Source organism: Dyella japonica, from assembly GCF_040545895.1.
In the GTDB taxonomy this organism is placed as follows: Bacteria; Pseudomonadota; Gammaproteobacteria; order Xanthomonadales; family Rhodanobacteraceae; genus Dyella; species Dyella japonica_D.
Genome location: NZ_JBEPMU010000003.1, coordinates 671,449 through 687,266 on the forward strand (window position 1 = coordinate 671,449; position 15,818 = coordinate 687,266).

Below are 15,818 nucleotides of genomic sequence, written 5' to 3' on the forward strand. Positions count from 1 at the left end.
AACGAGCCCCAAAAGAACACGCAGCTCCCACCCACAAAGAAAGGGCGGCCTTCCGGCCGCCCTTTTCATCATTCACACCGAACCTCAGTGAGCCTGCGCCGGCGCCTTCTCCGGCGCTGCCGCCGCCGTCGTGGCGCTGATGTTCGAGTACTTGCCACCATACGGCAGCACTTCCGCCGCCAGCTTCGAGTCGCTCTTGATCAGGCCCACCGCGTCGAACAGGATGTGCGCGGTTTCGTCCAGCTGCGGATCCGGCGCCTTCTTGGCGTCCTTCTCCTGCTTCAGCTCGCTCTTCAGGCTGCGCTCGTTGGCGTTGAGGCCATCGTCCACGGCCAGCGTGTCATCGTCGTCCGTCGCGTTGCCGTCGATCGCCTTGTGGCGGGCGCGGAAGTCGGCCTGGATGGCGTCCAGATCCTTGCGCTCGGTTTCGCGCTGGGCGAAGTTGAGCGAAATGGTGGTCTTGTCGCGCATCTTCCGGTACTGCGCCAGCTCATCGAGCATCAACTTCCACGCGGGCGACTTGGTCGCACGCACGTCATGCTTGCTCTGCAGCTGGCCGAGGTAGGCCTTCAGGTCGGCGACCGGCTTGTAGTCGGCCGGCGCGATCTGCGTCCACGGCAGCGCGTTGTCGTAGGTCGACTCGCCGAAGTCCTTCTCGTCGCCGTTCTTCGGGAACTGGATGTCCGGCGTCACGCCCTTCAGCTGGGTGGAACCGCCATTGATGCGGAAGAATTCCTGGATGGTCATCTTCAGCTCGCCGAACTGCGGCTTCTCGCTGTTGTTGCGGGTGAAGCGGTCCAGGTCCACCAGGTTCTGCACGGTGCCCTTGCCGAAGGTCGGCTGGCCGATGATCAGGCCGCGACCGTAATCCTGGATGGCTGCGGCGAAGATTTCCGATGCCGACGCCGAACCACGATTCACCAGCACGGCCATCGGACCGCTCCAGGACATGCCCGGCTCGTCGTCACCCTGCACCTGCACTTCGCCGCGCGCATCGCGCACCTGCACCACCGGGCCCTGGTCGATGAACAGACCGGTGAGCTCGTTGGCCTCGGCCAGCGAACCGCCGCCGTTGTTGCGCAGGTCGATCACCACGCCTTCGACGTTCTCGGCCTTGAGTTCGCCGAGCAGCTTGGCCACGTCGCGGGTGGCGCTCTTGAAGTCCTTGTCGCCTTCGCGGCGCGCGCCGAAATCGGAGTAGAAGCTCGGCAGGTCGATCACGCCGATCTTGCGCGTGACGCCGGCATCCTTGATCTCGATGACCTTCTTCTTGGCGGCCTGCTCTTCGATGCTCACCTTCTGGCGAACCAGGCTGATCATCTCGTGCTTGCCGTCCACGCCCGCATCGGCCGGAAGGATTTCCAGGCGAACCGTGGTGTCCTTCTTGCCGCGGATGTGCTTGACCACGTCGTCGAGGCGCCAGCCGATGACATCGGTCATCGGGCCGCTGGTGCCTTCGCCGATGGCCACGATGCGGTCGCCCACGTGCACCTTGCCCGACTTGGCGGCCGGGCCGGCCGGCACGATTTCGCGGATGGCGGTGTACTCGTCGCGCGCCTGCAGCACCGCGCCAATGCCTTCCAGCGAGAGCTTCATGGAGATGTCGAAGTTCTCCGCCGCGCGGGGACCGAGGTAATCGGTGTGCGGGTCGGTGGATTCGGCATAGGCGTTCATGAAGGACTGGAACGCGTCTTCGCCGTCGAGCTGCTTCACGCGGTCGATGTAGCCGGCGTAGCGCTTGTCGAGCGTCTTGCGGATGTCGTCGTCGGTCTTGCCGGCGAGCTTCAGGCGCAGCCAGTCGTTCATGGTGCGCTCGCGCCACAAGGTGTCGAGCTCGGCCTGGTCCTTCGGCCAGTCGGCCTTCTTGCGGTCGTAGTTGTAGCTTTCCTGCGTGTTGAAATCGAAGCCCTGCTTCAGCAGGCCGCGCGCATAGGTCATGCGCTCGATGGCACGCGTGATGTACAGGTTGAACATCGAGAACGGGCCGCTGAGGTCCTGGTTCCAGATGGCGTCGTCCATCTGCGTCTTCAGCGGCGCGAACTTGGTGAGGTCGGCCTGCGTGAAGAACACCTTCTCGCCGTCGAGGCTATCGATGTACGCCTTGTAGATCTTCTGCGACATCGCATCGTCAAGCGGCTTGGCGTCGTAATGGAAACGCGTGAGGAAGCGTGCGGAAAGCTGCGCTGCCTGTGCCTGCGTGACGGAAGGCTTCAGCGGCAGCGTGGAGAACTTGCGCGGCGCGCTGCCGTCGGTGAGGTCGGCCGCCGATTGCGCATAGGCAGCGGCGCCGCTAACGGCCAGGGCAAACAGCAGGGCAATCGAGGGGCGCAGTTTCATAGTGTTTCTTGGGCCTCTTCAGGCGTTCTCGGTGACGCCCGCGGCGTGAGCCTGCAGGTCAGCGTGGTAGGACGAACGCACCAGCGGGCCGGAGGCAACGTGATGGAAACCCATCGCTTCGCCGGCTTCGCGCAGTTCGTTGAATTCGTCCGGCGTCCAGTAACGGACCACCGGGTGATGGTGCGGCGTGGGTTGCAGATACTGGCCGATGGTGATCATGTCCACATCGTGCGCGCGCAGGTCGCGCATGGTTTCCAGCACCTGCTCCATCGTCTCGCCCAGACCGAGCATGATGCCAGACTTGGTCGGCACGTCCGGATGCTGCGCCTTGAAGCGCTTGAGCAGGTCCAGCGACCACTGGTAGTCCGCACCCGGGCGCACTTCGCGATAGAGGTGCGGCACGGTTTCGAGATTGTGGTTGAACACGTCCGGCGGGAAATCCTTCAGCACTTCCAGCGCGCGTTCCATGCGGCCCTTGCCGCGGAAATCGGGCGTGAGGATTTCGATCTTGATGTTCGGTGCTGCATGACGCGTGGCGCGGATGCAAGCGGCGAAATGCTCGGCGCCGCCGTCGCGCAGATCGTCGCGATCCACCGAGGTGATCACCACGTACTTCAGGCGCATGTCGCGAATGGTTTCGGCCAGGCGTGCCGGCTCCAGCGGATCGGGCGCAGCCGGACGGCCATGCGCCACGTCGCAGAACGAACAGCGGCGCGTGCACACCTCGCCGAGGATCATGAAGGTGGCGGTGCCCTTGCTGAAGCACTCATGGATGTTCGGGCACGAGGCTTCCTCGCACACCGTCACAAGCGAGTTCTCGCGCAGGCGCGACTTCAGCTGCTGCACCGCATTGCCTTGCGGCAGTCGCACGCGGATCCAGCTCGGCTTGCGCAGCGTCGGCACGTTGGTGTCGAAACCGGCGCGGTTGAGCCCGATCTTGTCATTGCCGAGCTGCTTTTCGACGGGCGTGCCGCCAACGACGCTGATCGGGATGACCTTGGAAGAGGAAATTTCGCTCATGTAGGGAAGCTCAGACCGCTACGCGAGCGGGTAGTTCAGGGAGTATGGGGGGCGCCGCCTCGGCGACGAATCCGAACTGGCGGCAGAACTCCTCCACCAGGGCGTCCTCGACATCCGACAGGCGCGACGGACCACCCAAGTCTAGCACCTGCGTGACCTCCAAACCCTTGTAGCCACAGGGATTGATGCGGTGATAAGGCTCCAGGTCCATGTTCACGTTGAAGGCCAGGCCATGGAAGCTGCAGCCGCGGCGCACCCGCAACCCCAGCGCCGCCACCTTGGCGCCCGCCACGTACACACCCGGAGCGCCCTCCAGGCGGTCCGCGCCGATGTTCCAGTGCCCCATGGTGTCGATGATGGCTTGCTCGATCTTGTGGACCAGCTCGCGCACGCTGACGCCGGCGCGGCGCAGGTCGATCATCGGATAAGCCACGATCTGGCCGGGACCGTGATAGGTCACCTGGCCGCCGCGGTCCACGTGGATCACCGGGATATCGCCCGGCGCCAGCACGTGTTCGGTCTTGCCGGCCTGGCCGAGCGTGAATACCGGGTCGTGCTCGAGCAGCCAGAGTTCGTCGGGCGTGTCGGTGCCACGGTTATTGGTGAATTGGCTCATCGCCTCCCAGGTCGCCTCGTAGGGCTGGCGACCGAGACGACGAACTTTGAGCGGCAGGGACATGGGGAATGGCCTGGGAGCGGAGCTGATTATCTGCGGCCGTGCGAGGGCCCTTGCAAGGGCTGGAAGTCACCGTTGCCGGCGGGTACGGTCGGCCCGCCAGCCCATGGGGCGCCAGGGCGCCCCGGGGTTGTCACAGCGTGTAGCGGATGTCCGGGTCGGCGCGCAGCGAGGCGTGCGCCTCGTCGTACTGCTCGCGCGTCTCGGCGCGGAAGCTCACCGTCACCGAGATGAAATTGCCTTCGCGCGAGTGACGGTGCTTCACCGTCTCATGCAGCACATGCAGGCCGATGCCTTCCAGGATCTGCGGCACGCGGGCCTTCAGGTCCACGGCGGCATTACCCATCGCGGTGATTTCGAATTCGCCGGGAAACTGGAAACCCTGGCCTTCTTGCTGGGCTTCGATGGAGTCGATATCGCGCATCAGTGCACCTCCCTCACTTCTTCTCGTCGGGCTTCTTGTCGCTATGGAACCACAGCATGATGCTGTCCCACAGGCGACCGAAGAAACCGGCCTGCGGCGCGTCGGCGAGCGCGATGAGCGGCACGTTCTGCACCGGCTGGCCATCGAGCGTGACACGCAGCGTGCCCACCTGCTGGCCCTTGGTGAACGGCGCGATCAACGTGGCCGGCACGTCCATGGTGGCCTGCAGCTTGTCGTAATCGCCGCGCTTTACCGTCACCAGAACGTTATCCGCCACGCCCAGCGGCAGCTGGTTGGACTGGCCCTTCCACAGCTTCGGCGTCGCCAGCGGCTTGTTGCCGTCATACAACTTGTGCGTCTCATAGAAACGGAAACCGTAGCTCATCAACGCCATGGCGGCGTCGGCTCGGGTCTTCTCGTTGGTCGAGCCCATCACGATGGCGATCATGCGTGCGTCGCCCTGCTTGGCCGAGGCGGCCAGACAGAAGCCGGCGGCCGCAGTGTGGCCGGTCTTGATGCCGTCGACGGTCGGGTCGCGCCACAGCAGCAGGTTGCGGTTGTGCTGCTTGATGCCGTTCCACTCGAAGTCCTTGATCGCCGAGATCGCATAGTCCTCGGGGAAGTCGTGGATCAGCGCGCGCGAAAGAATCGCGATGTCACGCGCCGTCGAGTAGTGATTGGGGATCGGATAGCCCGACGCGTTCTCGAAATTCGTGTTGGTCATGCCCAGTTGCTTGGCGTAACCGTTCATCAGGCCGGCAAACGCCTGCTCCGAGCCGGCGGTGTGCTCGGCCAGTGCGATGGCGGCATCGTTGCCGGACTGGATGATCAGGCCGTACAGCAGGTCCTTCAGCGGCACCTGGCTGTTGAGCTTGAGGAAGCTGGTGGAACCGTCGGTGCCTGCACCGCCGCTGCGCCATGCGTTCTCGCTGATGTTCACCGGGTCGGTCATGTGGACCTTGCCATTGGCGACCTCGGCCGAGACCACGTAGTCGGTCATGATCTTGGTGATCGAGGCCGGCTCCACGCGCAGGTCGGGTTCCTTCGACGCCAGCACCTGGCCCGTGGCGTAATCCATCAGCACCCAACTCTTGCCGTCCACGTCCGGCGGCGGCGGCACCGGGGCCTCCGGCGTCACCGGCCGCGGCACCGGAGCGGGCTTGGGCGGCGTCTGCTGGGCAACGGCGGTGCCGACGACCAGAGCGGCGACGGCGAGCGAGGAGAGGGTACGGCGGATCAGGTTCATCGTTCGATTCGGTCCAATGGCAATCGCGACGCCAGGGCGCCGCAAGAATTTCAATACGTCAGTCTACCGCGACCTGCGGCCTGGGCAGCCCCATGCCCTCGATTCGCGAGGTCACATCGTCGGCCTGGTCCACGCTGGCAAGCGGACCCACGCGCACGCGCCGGATATTGCGACCGTTGATTTGGGCATCCACCACCTGTACCGGCGCAAAATTCGCGGTGCGCAGCTGCTGCGCCACGCGTTCGGCGTTGACCACGTCGGAGAATGCGCCCACCTGCAGATAAATACCGGGCCCCGGGCTGGCAGGTTTAGGCGCAGGCGGTGGCGGCGGCAAGGTTTGCGCCGTGAGCGGCTGCGACGGATCGATGGCACGCACTTCGACCAGGCCCGTGCCCTTCGGCCACACGCCAATGCGTACGGCAGCGGCGTAGGAAAGATCGATCACGCGGTTCTCGTGGAACGGGCCGCGATCGTTGATGCGCACGATCACGCTCTTGCCGTTCTCCAGGTTCGTCACGCGCGCATAGCTGGGGATAGGCAGCGTCTTGTGCGCAGCGCTGAACTGGTACATGTCGTAGTCCTCGAGACTCGACGTCTTGTACCCGTGGAACTTGTTGCCGTAGAACGAGGCGATGCCGCGCTCCACGTAACCGTTCGGCGAGGCCAGCACGTTGTAGGTCTGGCCCAGCACGGTGTACGGCGACTTGTTGCCATAGAGCGCGCGCGGTTCCACCTTCGGCACCGGCTCGGGCAGCTTGGCGATGACTTCCGGCGGCGGCCCCTGCGGCACGCTGTCCACGTCATCGCGATAGCGACTGCTCTGCGGCCGGCTGGTGTCGTCATTGACGCCGCCGCGTGACGACGATCCGCTGCCGCCGGACGAATAAGGGCCACGCGAGGACGCGCCCTGACTCGTCGAAGGACGGGTCTTGCCGCCACTGCAACCGGCCAGCAGCGCCATCAGCAGGAGTGGCAGCGCGAGCCGCCAAGTCATTGCGTGGCTTCCATCCTGTCGGTTCCCTGGCCGTTGGCCCCTTGCGCGATCGCCTGCGCCAGCTGGTGCACCGCCAGCGCGTAGAGCGGACTGCGGTTGTAGGTGGTGATCACATAGAAATTCTGGAAGGTGAACCAGTACTCCATGCCGTCCGCACCCTGCAGTGATTGCAGGCTGGTCGGCTGCCCGGGATTGAGCGACTGCATGGGCGCATAGCCCCATGCTTCGAGCTGCTCGAGCGGCCATTGCGGTTTGGAGTCCTTGACGGCTATGGGCTTGGCGGCGCCATCGGCCTGCGCCGGCGCGGCCACCAGGCCGCCGGTCTGCCAGCCATGCTTGGCGAAGTAGTTGGCAACGCTGGCGAAGATATCGGGCAGCGAATTCTTCAGATCGATGCGGCCATCGCCATCGGCATCCACGCCGAAGTCGCGGATGCTGGACGGCATGAACTGTCCCCAGCCCTGCGCACCCGCATACGAACCCGTGAGCGTATCGACGGGACCTGCCAGGTGATTGTCCGGCAGCTCCAGCAGCGTCTTTAGCTGCTCGCGGAAGAACGTGGCGCGCGGCGGGTAATACAGGCCCAGCGTCACCAGCGCATCGAGCACCTTGTACTTGCCAGTGATGCGTCCGTACGAGGTTTCCACGCCGACGATGGCCACGATGTATTCGGGCGCCACGCCGTATTGCTTGCCGATGCTTTCCAGCAAGGCACGATGCTCGCGATAGAACGCGATGCCGTCGTTGATGCGCTGGGGCGTGAGGAAGATCGGCCGGTAATCCTTCCACGGCTTGGCTTCGGCGGGCCGGCTGATGGCATCGAGGATGCCCTGCTGCTTTTTCGCGCCATCGAGCAAGCTGTTGAGCGACGCCGCACTCTTGCCCGTATCGCGGGCCACTTCGCTGACCAGCTGACCCTGTCCGGGATGGGTTTCTGCGAGGGCCGGCATGCATGCCGTGGCGAAAAGGAGGCCCAGCGTGGCAACGAGGCGACGAGTCGGGAGCGACGCGGGAATCGAGGGCATGAATGACTTCGCTGTCGAAAACGGCTACGCGGCAAGCCTAGCACGCGATGAGACGAAAACCGGCCTTTTGCCGTGACTTTTCAACGCATGCCGGTGCCGCCGATGCAGGCACCGCGCCACCGGCGGAACGACGAAGGCGCGCTTACTTGTGAATCTTCCGGTTCGCGTAGATCGACATCAGCACGCCGAAGCCCGTGAGCAACGACACCGCCGACGTGCCGCCATAGCTGATCAACGGCATCGGCACGCCCACCACCGGCAACATGCCGGCCACCATGCCGCCGTTGACGAACACGTACACGAAGAAGCTCATGCCGATGGCGCCCGCGAGCAGGCGCGAATACGTGTCGCGCGCCTCCATCGCAATCCACAGGCAGCGGCCGATGATGAAGGCGTAGAGCAGCATCACGCCGATTACGCCGACCAGGCCGAATTCTTCGGAGAACACGGCGAAGATGAAGTCGGTGGTGTGTTCGGGCAGGAAGTCCAGGCGCGACTGCGTGCCGTGCTGCCAGCCCTTGCCGAACACGCCGCCGGAACCCACGGCGATCTGCGACTGGATGATGTGCCAACCGTTGCCGAGAGGGTCGGATTCCGGATCGAGCAGCGTGCGCACGCGATTGCGCTGGTATTCGTGCAGGAAGTGCCAGGCCACCGGGATCATGCCGCCCACCACGGCCAGCAGGCTGCCGATCTTCCACCAGCGCATGCCCGACAGGAACAACGCGAACGCACCGGCGGCGGACACCAGCAAGGCGGTGCCCAGATCCGGCTGTTCCGCGATCAGGCCCGCCGGAATCGCGATGAGGATGCCTACGGTGATGATGTCCTTCCAACTCGGCGGCAACTGCCGCGGATGCAGGTACCACGCCACCATCATCGGCATGGTGAGCTTGAGCAGTTCGGACGGCTGGAACGACATGACGCCCAGGTTCAACCAGCGCTTGGACCCGCTGCGGATCTCGCCGATGCCGGCCACCACCAGCAATAGGAAAACGCTGCCGGCGAAGAGCCATGGCGTCCAGGTGCGCAAGGTCTGCGGCGGAATGCGCGAGATCAGCATCACCAGCACGCCGCCCATGACGAAGCGCGCAGCCTGCCCGCCGATCATCGCCATGTTGCCGCCGCTGGCGCTGTACAGCGTCACCAGGCCCACGGTGGCGAGCACGATCAGGCCGAAGGCGAGCGGAATGTCGATGCGCGGCCGCGTCATCACGCGACGGATGAAGCGCACAAGGCGCGCCTGGAGCTCGTCGATCACGGGTTGCCTCCGTCGTCAGGTGGCGCCGTGCTGGAGCTGTCGGCGGGCATGGCAGATAGATCGGCCGGCGTGGCGACCGGTGTGTCCTCAGGCAATTCGGAGACACTGGACGGCACGGCAGGACCGCCCTCCGGCGTGTTCGACGGCGGCACGGGACCGCCAGTCGAGGCAAGCCACGCCTCCATCACCTTGCGCACGATGGGACCGGCATCCGCAGCGCCCCAGGCGCCTGACTCGAGCATCGCCACCACGGCAATTCGTGGCGCATCGGTGGGCGTGTAAGCGATGAACCATGCGCGGTGTCGCGTCGCCAGATAGGCCAGGTTCTTGTTGGTGTCGTACTCGTTGCTGCGGCGAGAGAAACGTTCCGCCGTGCCGCTCTTGCCTGCGACTCGAAGCGGAAATCCTTTGAAGACGCCGGCCTGTTGCGCCGTACCGCCCACGCCGTACACCACCGCTTCCATGCCCTCGTTCACGACGTTCCAGTCATTGGGCTTGCGGATCACCGACGGTCCGGCGGGCGGATTTGGCAGGGGCGTCGGGCGTTCCTTCACCGCGGCCGTCGCCATCACCAGTCGTGGCGAGTAAGGCGTGCCGTGGCCCGCAAACGTGGCGGTCGCGTGTGCCAGCTGCAACGCGGTGACGTTCCAGTAGCCCTGGCCGATACCGGCAATGACCGTTTCACCCTGGAACCACGGATATTTGCTGCGCGTGGCCTTCCACTCGCGCGACGGCAGGATGCCCTCGGCTTCGCCAAGCAAATCGATGCCGGTCTTCTTGCCAAAGCCGAGGCTGCCCATCCAGTTGGCAAACCGATCGATGCCCATGTCCAGCGCGAGCTTGTAGAAATACGTGTTGGTCGATAGCTGGATGGCGCGAATCATATTGACCGTGCCGTTGCCGCCGCGGACGTCATCGCGATAACAACGCTGCTGTCCCGGTATGCAGAACTCGCCCGTCGACAACACGGTGTCCTCGGGCCGGCGAATGCCCAGCTCGAGTCCGCCCAGCGCCAGGAACGGCTTCACCGTCGAGCCCGGCGGATACGCGCTCTTGAGTGCGCGATTGAGCAGCGGCTTGTCTTCGGCATTCATGTAGCCGGTGTAGTCGGCCTTGCTGATGCCGTTGACGAACAGGTTCGGATCGAAGCTCGGCACACTGACCATGGCCAGCACCTGGCCATTGCGCGGATCGATGGCCACCGACGAACCCGGGCGTCCCTCGAATGCATCGTTGGCCGCCTTCTGCACGCGAACGTCGATGCTCAGATAGAGGTTCTTGCCCGGCGTGGGTGCGTGGGTTTCCAGCACACGCTGCACGCGGCCATCGGCATTCACTTCCACCAGCTCATAGCCGGGCTCGCCGTGCAGCATGTCTTCGTACGAACGCTCCAGGCCGCTGCGCCCCACATGACTGGTGCCCTTGTAGCGATCGGCATCCAGGCGCGCCATGTCATCCGCATCGATGCGGCTGACGTAGCCCACCACATGGGCAAACAACGCACCGTAGGGATAACGGCGGGTGAGATATGGCACCACGTCCAAACCCGGGAACCGCCAACGGTTGATGGCGAAACGCGCGATGTCGTCTTCGGTGAGATGCAGTTTCAACGGCACGCTGTCGAAGCGCCGGTTCTGCTTGAGCTGCTTCCTGAAGGCATCGATGTCGCCATCATCCAGCGGTATGACCTCGCGGACCGCGGCCAGCATGGCCGGCATGTCCTTCACCTGCTCGGGCACCACTTCCAGGCGGAAGGCCGGCACGTTGTCGGCCAGCAGCACGCCGTTGCGATCGAAGATGAGGCCGCGTGCGGGCGGGATGGCGCGCGGCTTCACGCGATTGTTTTCCGAGCGCAGCGCGAATTCGTCGTGGCGCTGCACCTGCAGGTATTGGTAACGCGCCACCAGCACGCCCAGGCCCAACAGGATCAGGGCGAAGCCCACCATGGCGCGCACGCGGAACAGCGCGGCTTCGCCACGCGTGTCCTTGATGGATCGTCGCCGCAGGGCCATGGCGTTACTGGATGCGCAGGCGCATGCGCAGGTCGTCCATGAGCAGGAACAGGAACGGCCACAGCGCGGCGCCGACAAACGGCGAGATCCACCAGGTTGCCGGCGGCAAGGCGTCGCCGGCAAAGGTGCGCACGATCAGCAGCAGCACGCGGTCGTTCAACAGCAAAGCGAGCACAGCCAGGGTCTGCTGCCACATCGGGAAGAAACGCAGGCGCGAGCGGAAGCGCAGCACGATGAACACCAGCGCGCACAAGCGCATGGCCTGCTCGCCCAGCAACACGCCGTCGAGCAGGTCCGCGCACAGGCCGATGATGAAGGCCAGGCCCAGCGTCACGCGCTCGCCCGACTCCAATGCCCAGTACAGCAGGAACAGTGCAGGCCAATACGGCTTGAACGGCTGCAACGGCGCTGGCAGCGGAATCAGCATCGACAGCACGGCGAACACCAATGTGCCCACGAACCAAATCAGACTGACGCGTGATTTGCTCATGGCTGCACCGGTGGATTCGTGGTGGCTTGCGGTGTCTGTGTCTGCGCCGGCGTCGCATCGGTACGCGGTGGCGCGGCCGTGCTGGCGGACGGTGCGGGAGCGAGATCGGCCGGCGGCCCAACGGGGGCAGCCGGTGCAGGCGGCCCGGCCGGTTCGGCCAGATCGTGCAGCAGCAGCACGTTGTCGCTGCGATCCAGATCGGCGGTGGGACGTGCGCGCCCTTCCAGGAACATGCCCGAGGCCGCCGGTTCCACGCTGCGAATCTCGCCCACGGGGAACCCAGGCGGGAAACGCCCACCCAGGCCGGATGAGAGCAACTTGTCGCCCGGATGGATGTCGGCTGCCATGGAGATGTTCGGCAGGCTCAGCAGGTCGCCATCACGCGTGCCGTAGGCCACGGTGCGAAGACCCGTGCGCTCGACCACCACCGGAATGGCGTGATCAGGATCGGTCACCAGCATCACCAGCGAGGTACGCGGCATCACTTCCACCACCTGCCCCATCACGCCGTGCGCATCGATCACCACCTGCCCGGGCTTCACGCCATCGTGCGAACCCACGTTCACCAGCATGCGATGGCGATACGAGCCCAGGTCCACGTCGATCACGCGGGCCAGCTGCACATTGAGGTCAAGGCTGTGCTGCGTGTCGAGCAGCTGCTTCAGGCGCTCGTTCTGCTCGGCCACGGCCGCCATGCGGTTGAGCTTGGCGTTGGCGAGCAGCAGGTCTTCGCGCAGGCGCTGGTTCTGCTCGGTAAGCATCTTGCGGTCGGCGAAGGCCACGCTGAGCGTGTGCATGCCAGAAGCCGGCAAGCTGGCCAGCCGATACACCGGCTCCACCAGCACCGAGGTGGCGTAGCGAAGGCGCCAGATCCAACCGTTGCGATGGTCGAGCACCATCAGCACCATGGCCAGCGCAAGATAAAGAATGAGCCTGAGGGTACCGGCGACGGTACCGGCAAACAGGGGCGAGGATTCCTCGCGCGCAAGCGCCATGGCCTAACCCCTGTCGCTAGGTTTATTCCGGGGCGAAGAAATCGCTGCCGTGCTGATCGATCAGCTCCAGCGCCTTGCCACCGCCACGGGCCACACAGGTCAGCGGCTCGTCGGCCACCTGCACGTGCAGGCCGGTTTCCTCGGAGATCAGGCGATCCAGATCGCGCAGCAGCGCGCCACCACCGGTGAGCACGATGCCGCGCTCGGCGACGTCGGAGCACAGTTCCGGCGGCGTCTGCTCGAGTGCCGACTTCACCGCGGCCACGATGCCCGACAGCGGCTCGTGCAGCGCTTCCAGCACTTCGTTGGAGTTGATGGTGAACATGCGCGGCACGCCTTCCGCCAGATTACGGCCGGAAATCTCGATTTCCTTGACGTTGGTCTGCGGGAAGGCGCAACCGATCTCGAGCTTGATGCGCTCGGCAGTGGATTCGCCGATCAGCGTGCCGTGGTTGCGGCGCACGTAGTTGATGATGGCCTCGTCGAAGCGGTCGCCGCCCACGCGCACGGACTGCGAGTAGACGATGCCGTTAAGCGAGATCACGGCCACTTCGGAGGTGCCGCCGCCGATGTCCAGCACCATCGAGCCGCGCGCCTCGTGCACCGGGATGCCGGCGCCAATCGCAGCTGCCATGGGCTCCTCGATCAGGAACACGTCGCGCGCACCGGCGCCTTCGGCCGATTCCTTGATGGCGCGACGCTCCACCTGGGTGGAGCCGCAAGGCACGCAGACCAGCACGCGCGGGCTCGGACGGAGCATGCGCGACTTGTGCACCTGCTTGATGAAGTGCTGCAGCATCGCCTCGGTCATCGAGAAGTTGGCGATCACGCCATCCTTCATCGGACGCACCGTGGCAATGTTGCCCGGCGTGCGGCCCAGCATGCGCTTGGCCTCGGTACCTACGGCGGCCACGGCACGAGGACCACCCGGACCACGGTCCTGGCGGATAGCAACCACCGATGGTTCGTTCAGCACAATACCCTGTCCCCTTACATAAATAAGGGTGTTGGCCGTGCCGAGGTCGATCGAAATATCGTTGGAGAAAAATCCGCGAAACTTCTTGAACATGGGTCCGCCGCGTGCCGGCTGTGGCTAAAAAGTAAGCGCGCCAGTCTAGTCAGCAACCCACAGGACCGCAAGGACATTCTCGTTAAGAAAGCCTTTGTTTACGCTGTGATATGAGACTTTCGTGCGTTCTTTTTGTGGCTTTTGCGGGTTCTTCCGAATCCGCCGTGGCCCGCAAGAAAGTCGCGGCCGGCCCAAGTTCCCGGTATGATCGGGAACTTTGAGCCAGGCTGGCGTCACGCTGCCCGGACTGCCTATTCATCTGCCAGGGATCATCCTCGCATCATGTCAGCCGTCATCTGCGGATCGCTTGCCTACGACACCATCATGGTGTTCCAGGACCAGTTCAAGAATCACATCCTGCCCGACCAGGTGCACATCCTGAACGTGTCGTTCCTGGTGCCCCGTATGCGTCGCGAATTTGGCGGTTGCGCGGGCAACATCGCCTATAACCTCAAGCTGTTGGGCGCCGATCCGCTGCCGGTGGCAACGGTGGGCCAGGACTTCGGCCCGTACCAGGCCCATATGCAAAAGTGCGGCATCCGCATGGACTACGTGCGCGTGTTCGATGACCAGTTCACGCCGCAGTGCTTCATCACCACCGACCTGGACAACAACCAGATCACCGCCTTCCACCCGGGCGCCATGCTGAGCGCGCACACCAACCACGTGCGCGACATTCCGGAGATCAGCTTCGCCATCGTGGCGCCGGACAGCCGCGACGCCATGCTGCAGCACGTCGATGAATTCGCTGCGCGCGGAGTGCCCTTCATCTTCGATCCGGGTCAGGCCATGCCGTTGTTCGACGGAGCCGAGTTCCGCTCGATGATCGAAAAGGCGACGTATGTGATCGTCAACGACTACGAGTCGCAATTGCTGCAGCAGCGCACCGGCTGGAGCGCGCAGGAGATCGCCTCGCGCGTGAAGGCTTATATCGTCACGCTGGGGCCGCGCGGCTCGCAGATCTATACCGAAGGCACCACGCACGAGATTCCGCCGGCACGCGAGCGCCAGGTGGTCGATCCCACGGGTTGCGGCGACGCTTATCGCGCCGGTCTGATCTTCGGCATCATGAAGGGCAAGGACTGGCCGACCGTGGGCCGTATGGCCTCGCTGATGGGTGCGCTGAAGGTTGAGCACCCGGGCACGCAGAACCAGCGCTTCGACTACGCGCAATTCTCCAAGGAATTCGAAGAACAGTTTGGTTACGCGATCGACTGATCGTTCGCCTTAACCGCAATTCGGATGAATTGATACGACGAGGCCTCCTATACGGAGGCCTCGTTCGTTTTCAGCGCGTGCGAACGCTCGAGGCGCAGTGGCCGCATCTTCTTGGCCGCGATGGAAATGATTCGCGCATCGCCTGGTCAGTGCGCCGCGGCCTTCTCGCCCGGCTGCATGATGCGGTCGATAAAAGCGAGCGCGAGCGCAGACACCACGAACGCCAGATGCAGCAGCACCTGCCATTTGATGGTTTGCGCATCGAGCGAAGCTGCCTTGATGAAGGTGGCAAGCAGGTGGATAGACGAAATGCCGATGATCGCCATCGCCAGTTTCACCTTCAGCACCGTCGCATTCACGTGCGAAAGCCATTCGGGCTGGTCGGGATGGCCTTCGAGCTTCAAGCGCGACACGAACGTTTCGTAACCGCCCACGATCACCATGACCAACAGATTGGAAATCATCACCACGTCGATCAGGCCAAGCACGGTGAGCATGATCGTCGTTTCGGCGCTCTCCGCCGTCGCGCTTGCGTCGAAATGCCCGAACAGCGTGGCATCGACGAGATGCCAGAGCTCGCGCACGAACTGCACCACGTAGATCGCCTGGGCGACGATCAGGCCGAGGTACAACGGCAGCTGCAGCCAGCGGGAAGAGAAGATCAGATAGGAAAGCGGACCGAGGCGGCTCTTCTGAGGAGTCGTCATGCGCATCACATTGTCGATGGTGGGCTACCGATATTCGCAAATTCATGCGACAAACGGCATGTCACTTCGCGTATTCGTTCAGGCTCAGGCAAGCTGCGCGCACTGACCACGGCCCCCTCAGGCCAACCGCGATCACCAAAGCCCGAATCCATGTCGACTGCGTCTAGACGTCCAGAGTTTGGCCGTCCAAATCCCACCGCGCCACTCGTCCAAGTTTTGGGTTCGCGCAAAGACAAACGCCTTCCCGTGTGGGAAGGCGTTTGAGGGATAAAGCCCCTGGCGGTGACCTACTCTTGCATGAGGATTCACACTACCATCGGCGCAGCTGCGTTTCACTTCCGAGT

The 15,818-nt window shown here is 64.2% G+C and carries 14 protein-coding genes; 1 reads left to right on the top strand and 13 read right to left on the bottom strand.

The window, feature by feature from the left end; all coding sequences use genetic code 11:
* Positions 1–84: 84 nt before the first annotated feature.
* The 12 genes from ABIC75_RS13255 to ABIC75_RS13310 form a co-directional block, all read right to left on the bottom strand.
* Positions 85–2,337 (bottom strand): carboxy terminal-processing peptidase, encoded by a 2,253-nt coding sequence (locus tag ABIC75_RS13255; protein ID WP_354014326.1) that lies wholly within the window; start codon positions 2,335–2,337, stop codon positions 85–87.
* Positions 2,338–2,355: 18 nt separating this feature from the next.
* Complete coding sequence (lipA, locus tag ABIC75_RS13260) at positions 2,356–3,357, bottom strand: lipoyl synthase (RefSeq protein WP_354014327.1); 1,002 nt, start codon at positions 3,355–3,357, stop codon at positions 2,356–2,358.
* 10 nt (positions 3,358–3,367) lie between these two features.
* Positions 3,368–4,036 (bottom strand): lipoyl(octanoyl) transferase LipB, encoded by a 669-nt coding sequence (gene lipB / locus ABIC75_RS13265; RefSeq protein WP_354014328.1) that lies wholly within the window; start codon positions 4,034–4,036, stop codon positions 3,368–3,370.
* A gap of 130 nt (positions 4,037–4,166) precedes the next feature.
* Positions 4,167–4,457 carry a YbeD family protein gene (locus ABIC75_RS13270; protein ID WP_354014329.1) on the bottom strand — a complete coding sequence of 97 codons (291 nt, stop codon included), beginning with the start codon at positions 4,455–4,457 and terminating at the stop codon, positions 4,167–4,169.
* Positions 4,458–4,470: 13 nt separating this feature from the next.
* Complete coding sequence (locus ABIC75_RS13275) at positions 4,471–5,703, bottom strand: D-alanyl-D-alanine carboxypeptidase family protein (RefSeq protein ID WP_354014330.1); 1,233 nt, start codon at positions 5,701–5,703, stop codon at positions 4,471–4,473.
* A 58-nt stretch (positions 5,704–5,761) separates the two neighbouring features.
* Positions 5,762–6,697: a septal ring lytic transglycosylase RlpA family protein gene (locus ABIC75_RS13280; RefSeq protein WP_354014331.1), complete on the bottom strand. Its 936-nt coding sequence runs from the start codon at positions 6,695–6,697 to the stop codon at positions 5,762–5,764.
* A complete protein-coding gene (gene mltB, locus ABIC75_RS13285) occupies positions 6,694–7,722 on the bottom strand; it encodes a lytic murein transglycosylase B (RefSeq protein WP_354014332.1) in 1,029 nt (342 codons plus the stop codon). The genes ABIC75_RS13280 and mltB overlap by 4 nt, the downstream gene beginning before the upstream one ends.
* Positions 7,723–7,864: 142 nt before the next feature.
* On the bottom strand, positions 7,865–8,983 hold the full coding sequence (rodA, locus tag ABIC75_RS13290) for a rod shape-determining protein RodA (protein ID WP_354014333.1): 1,119 nt from the start codon (positions 8,981–8,983) through the stop codon (positions 7,865–7,867).
* Entirely contained in the window at positions 8,980–10,995 is a 2,016-nt protein-coding gene (gene mrdA, locus ABIC75_RS13295; RefSeq protein WP_354014334.1) for a penicillin-binding protein 2, read from the bottom strand. Before mrdA ends, rodA begins: the two co-directional genes overlap by 4 nt.
* A gap of 4 nt (positions 10,996–10,999) precedes the next feature.
* Positions 11,000–11,485, bottom strand: a complete 486-nt coding sequence (mreD, locus tag ABIC75_RS13300; RefSeq protein ID WP_354014335.1) for a rod shape-determining protein MreD — start codon at positions 11,483–11,485, stop codon at positions 11,000–11,002.
* Positions 11,482–12,480: a rod shape-determining protein MreC gene (gene mreC / locus ABIC75_RS13305; protein WP_354014336.1), complete on the bottom strand. Its 999-nt coding sequence runs from the start codon at positions 12,478–12,480 to the stop codon at positions 11,482–11,484. The genes mreD and mreC overlap by 4 nt, the downstream gene beginning before the upstream one ends.
* A 22-nt stretch (positions 12,481–12,502) precedes the next feature.
* Complete coding sequence (locus ABIC75_RS13310; protein WP_204635946.1) at positions 12,503–13,549, bottom strand: rod shape-determining protein; 1,047 nt, start codon at positions 13,547–13,549, stop codon at positions 12,503–12,505.
* Positions 13,550–13,831: 282 nt separating this feature from the next.
* Between ABIC75_RS13310 and ABIC75_RS13315 the strand changes: the two genes are divergently transcribed.
* On the top strand, positions 13,832–14,767 hold the full coding sequence (locus tag ABIC75_RS13315; protein WP_354014337.1) for a carbohydrate kinase family protein: 936 nt from the start codon (positions 13,832–13,834) through the stop codon (positions 14,765–14,767).
* 146 nt (positions 14,768–14,913) lie between these two features.
* On the opposite strand, the gene ABIC75_RS13320 is transcribed toward ABIC75_RS13315, so the two are convergent.
* Positions 14,914–15,474 (bottom strand): TIGR00645 family protein, encoded by a 561-nt coding sequence (locus tag ABIC75_RS13320; protein WP_354014338.1) that lies wholly within the window; start codon positions 15,472–15,474, stop codon positions 14,914–14,916.
* Positions 15,475–15,818 lie beyond the last annotated feature (344 nt).

Bases quoted from the DNA above. Each gene is read 5' to 3' on its own strand.
- ABIC75_RS13315 (WP_354014337.1), top strand. From the start codon at position 13,832: ATGTCAGCCGTCATCTGCGGATCGCTTGCCTACGACACCATCATGGTG.
- mrdA (WP_354014334.1), bottom strand. From the start codon at position 10,995: ATGGCCCTGCGGCGACGATCCATCAAGGACACGCGTGGCGAAGCCGCG.
- ABIC75_RS13280 (WP_354014331.1), bottom strand. From the start codon at position 6,697: ATGACTTGGCGGCTCGCGCTGCCACTCCTGCTGATGGCGCTGCTGGCC.
- ABIC75_RS13275 (WP_354014330.1), bottom strand. From the start codon at position 5,703: ATGAACCTGATCCGCCGTACCCTCTCCTCGCTCGCCGTCGCCGCTCTG.
- ABIC75_RS13310 (WP_204635946.1), bottom strand. From the start codon at position 13,549: ATGTTCAAGAAGTTTCGCGGATTTTTCTCCAACGATATTTCGATCGAC.
- lipA (WP_354014327.1), bottom strand. From the start codon at position 3,357: ATGAGCGAAATTTCCTCTTCCAAGGTCATCCCGATCAGCGTCGTTGGC.
- ABIC75_RS13320 (WP_354014338.1), bottom strand. From the start codon at position 15,474: ATGACGACTCCTCAGAAGAGCCGCCTCGGTCCGCTTTCCTATCTGATC.
- mreC (WP_354014336.1), bottom strand. From the start codon at position 12,480: ATGGCGCTTGCGCGCGAGGAATCCTCGCCCCTGTTTGCCGGTACCGTC.
- lipB (WP_354014328.1), bottom strand. From the start codon at position 4,036: ATGTCCCTGCCGCTCAAAGTTCGTCGTCTCGGTCGCCAGCCCTACGAG.
- mltB (WP_354014332.1), bottom strand. From the start codon at position 7,722: ATGCCCTCGATTCCCGCGTCGCTCCCGACTCGTCGCCTCGTTGCCACG.
- ABIC75_RS13270 (WP_354014329.1), bottom strand. From the start codon at position 4,457: ATGCGCGATATCGACTCCATCGAAGCCCAGCAAGAAGGCCAGGGTTTC.
- ABIC75_RS13255 (WP_354014326.1), bottom strand. From the start codon at position 2,337: ATGAAACTGCGCCCCTCGATTGCCCTGCTGTTTGCCCTGGCCGTTAGC.
- mreD (WP_354014335.1), bottom strand. From the start codon at position 11,485: ATGAGCAAATCACGCGTCAGTCTGATTTGGTTCGTGGGCACATTGGTG.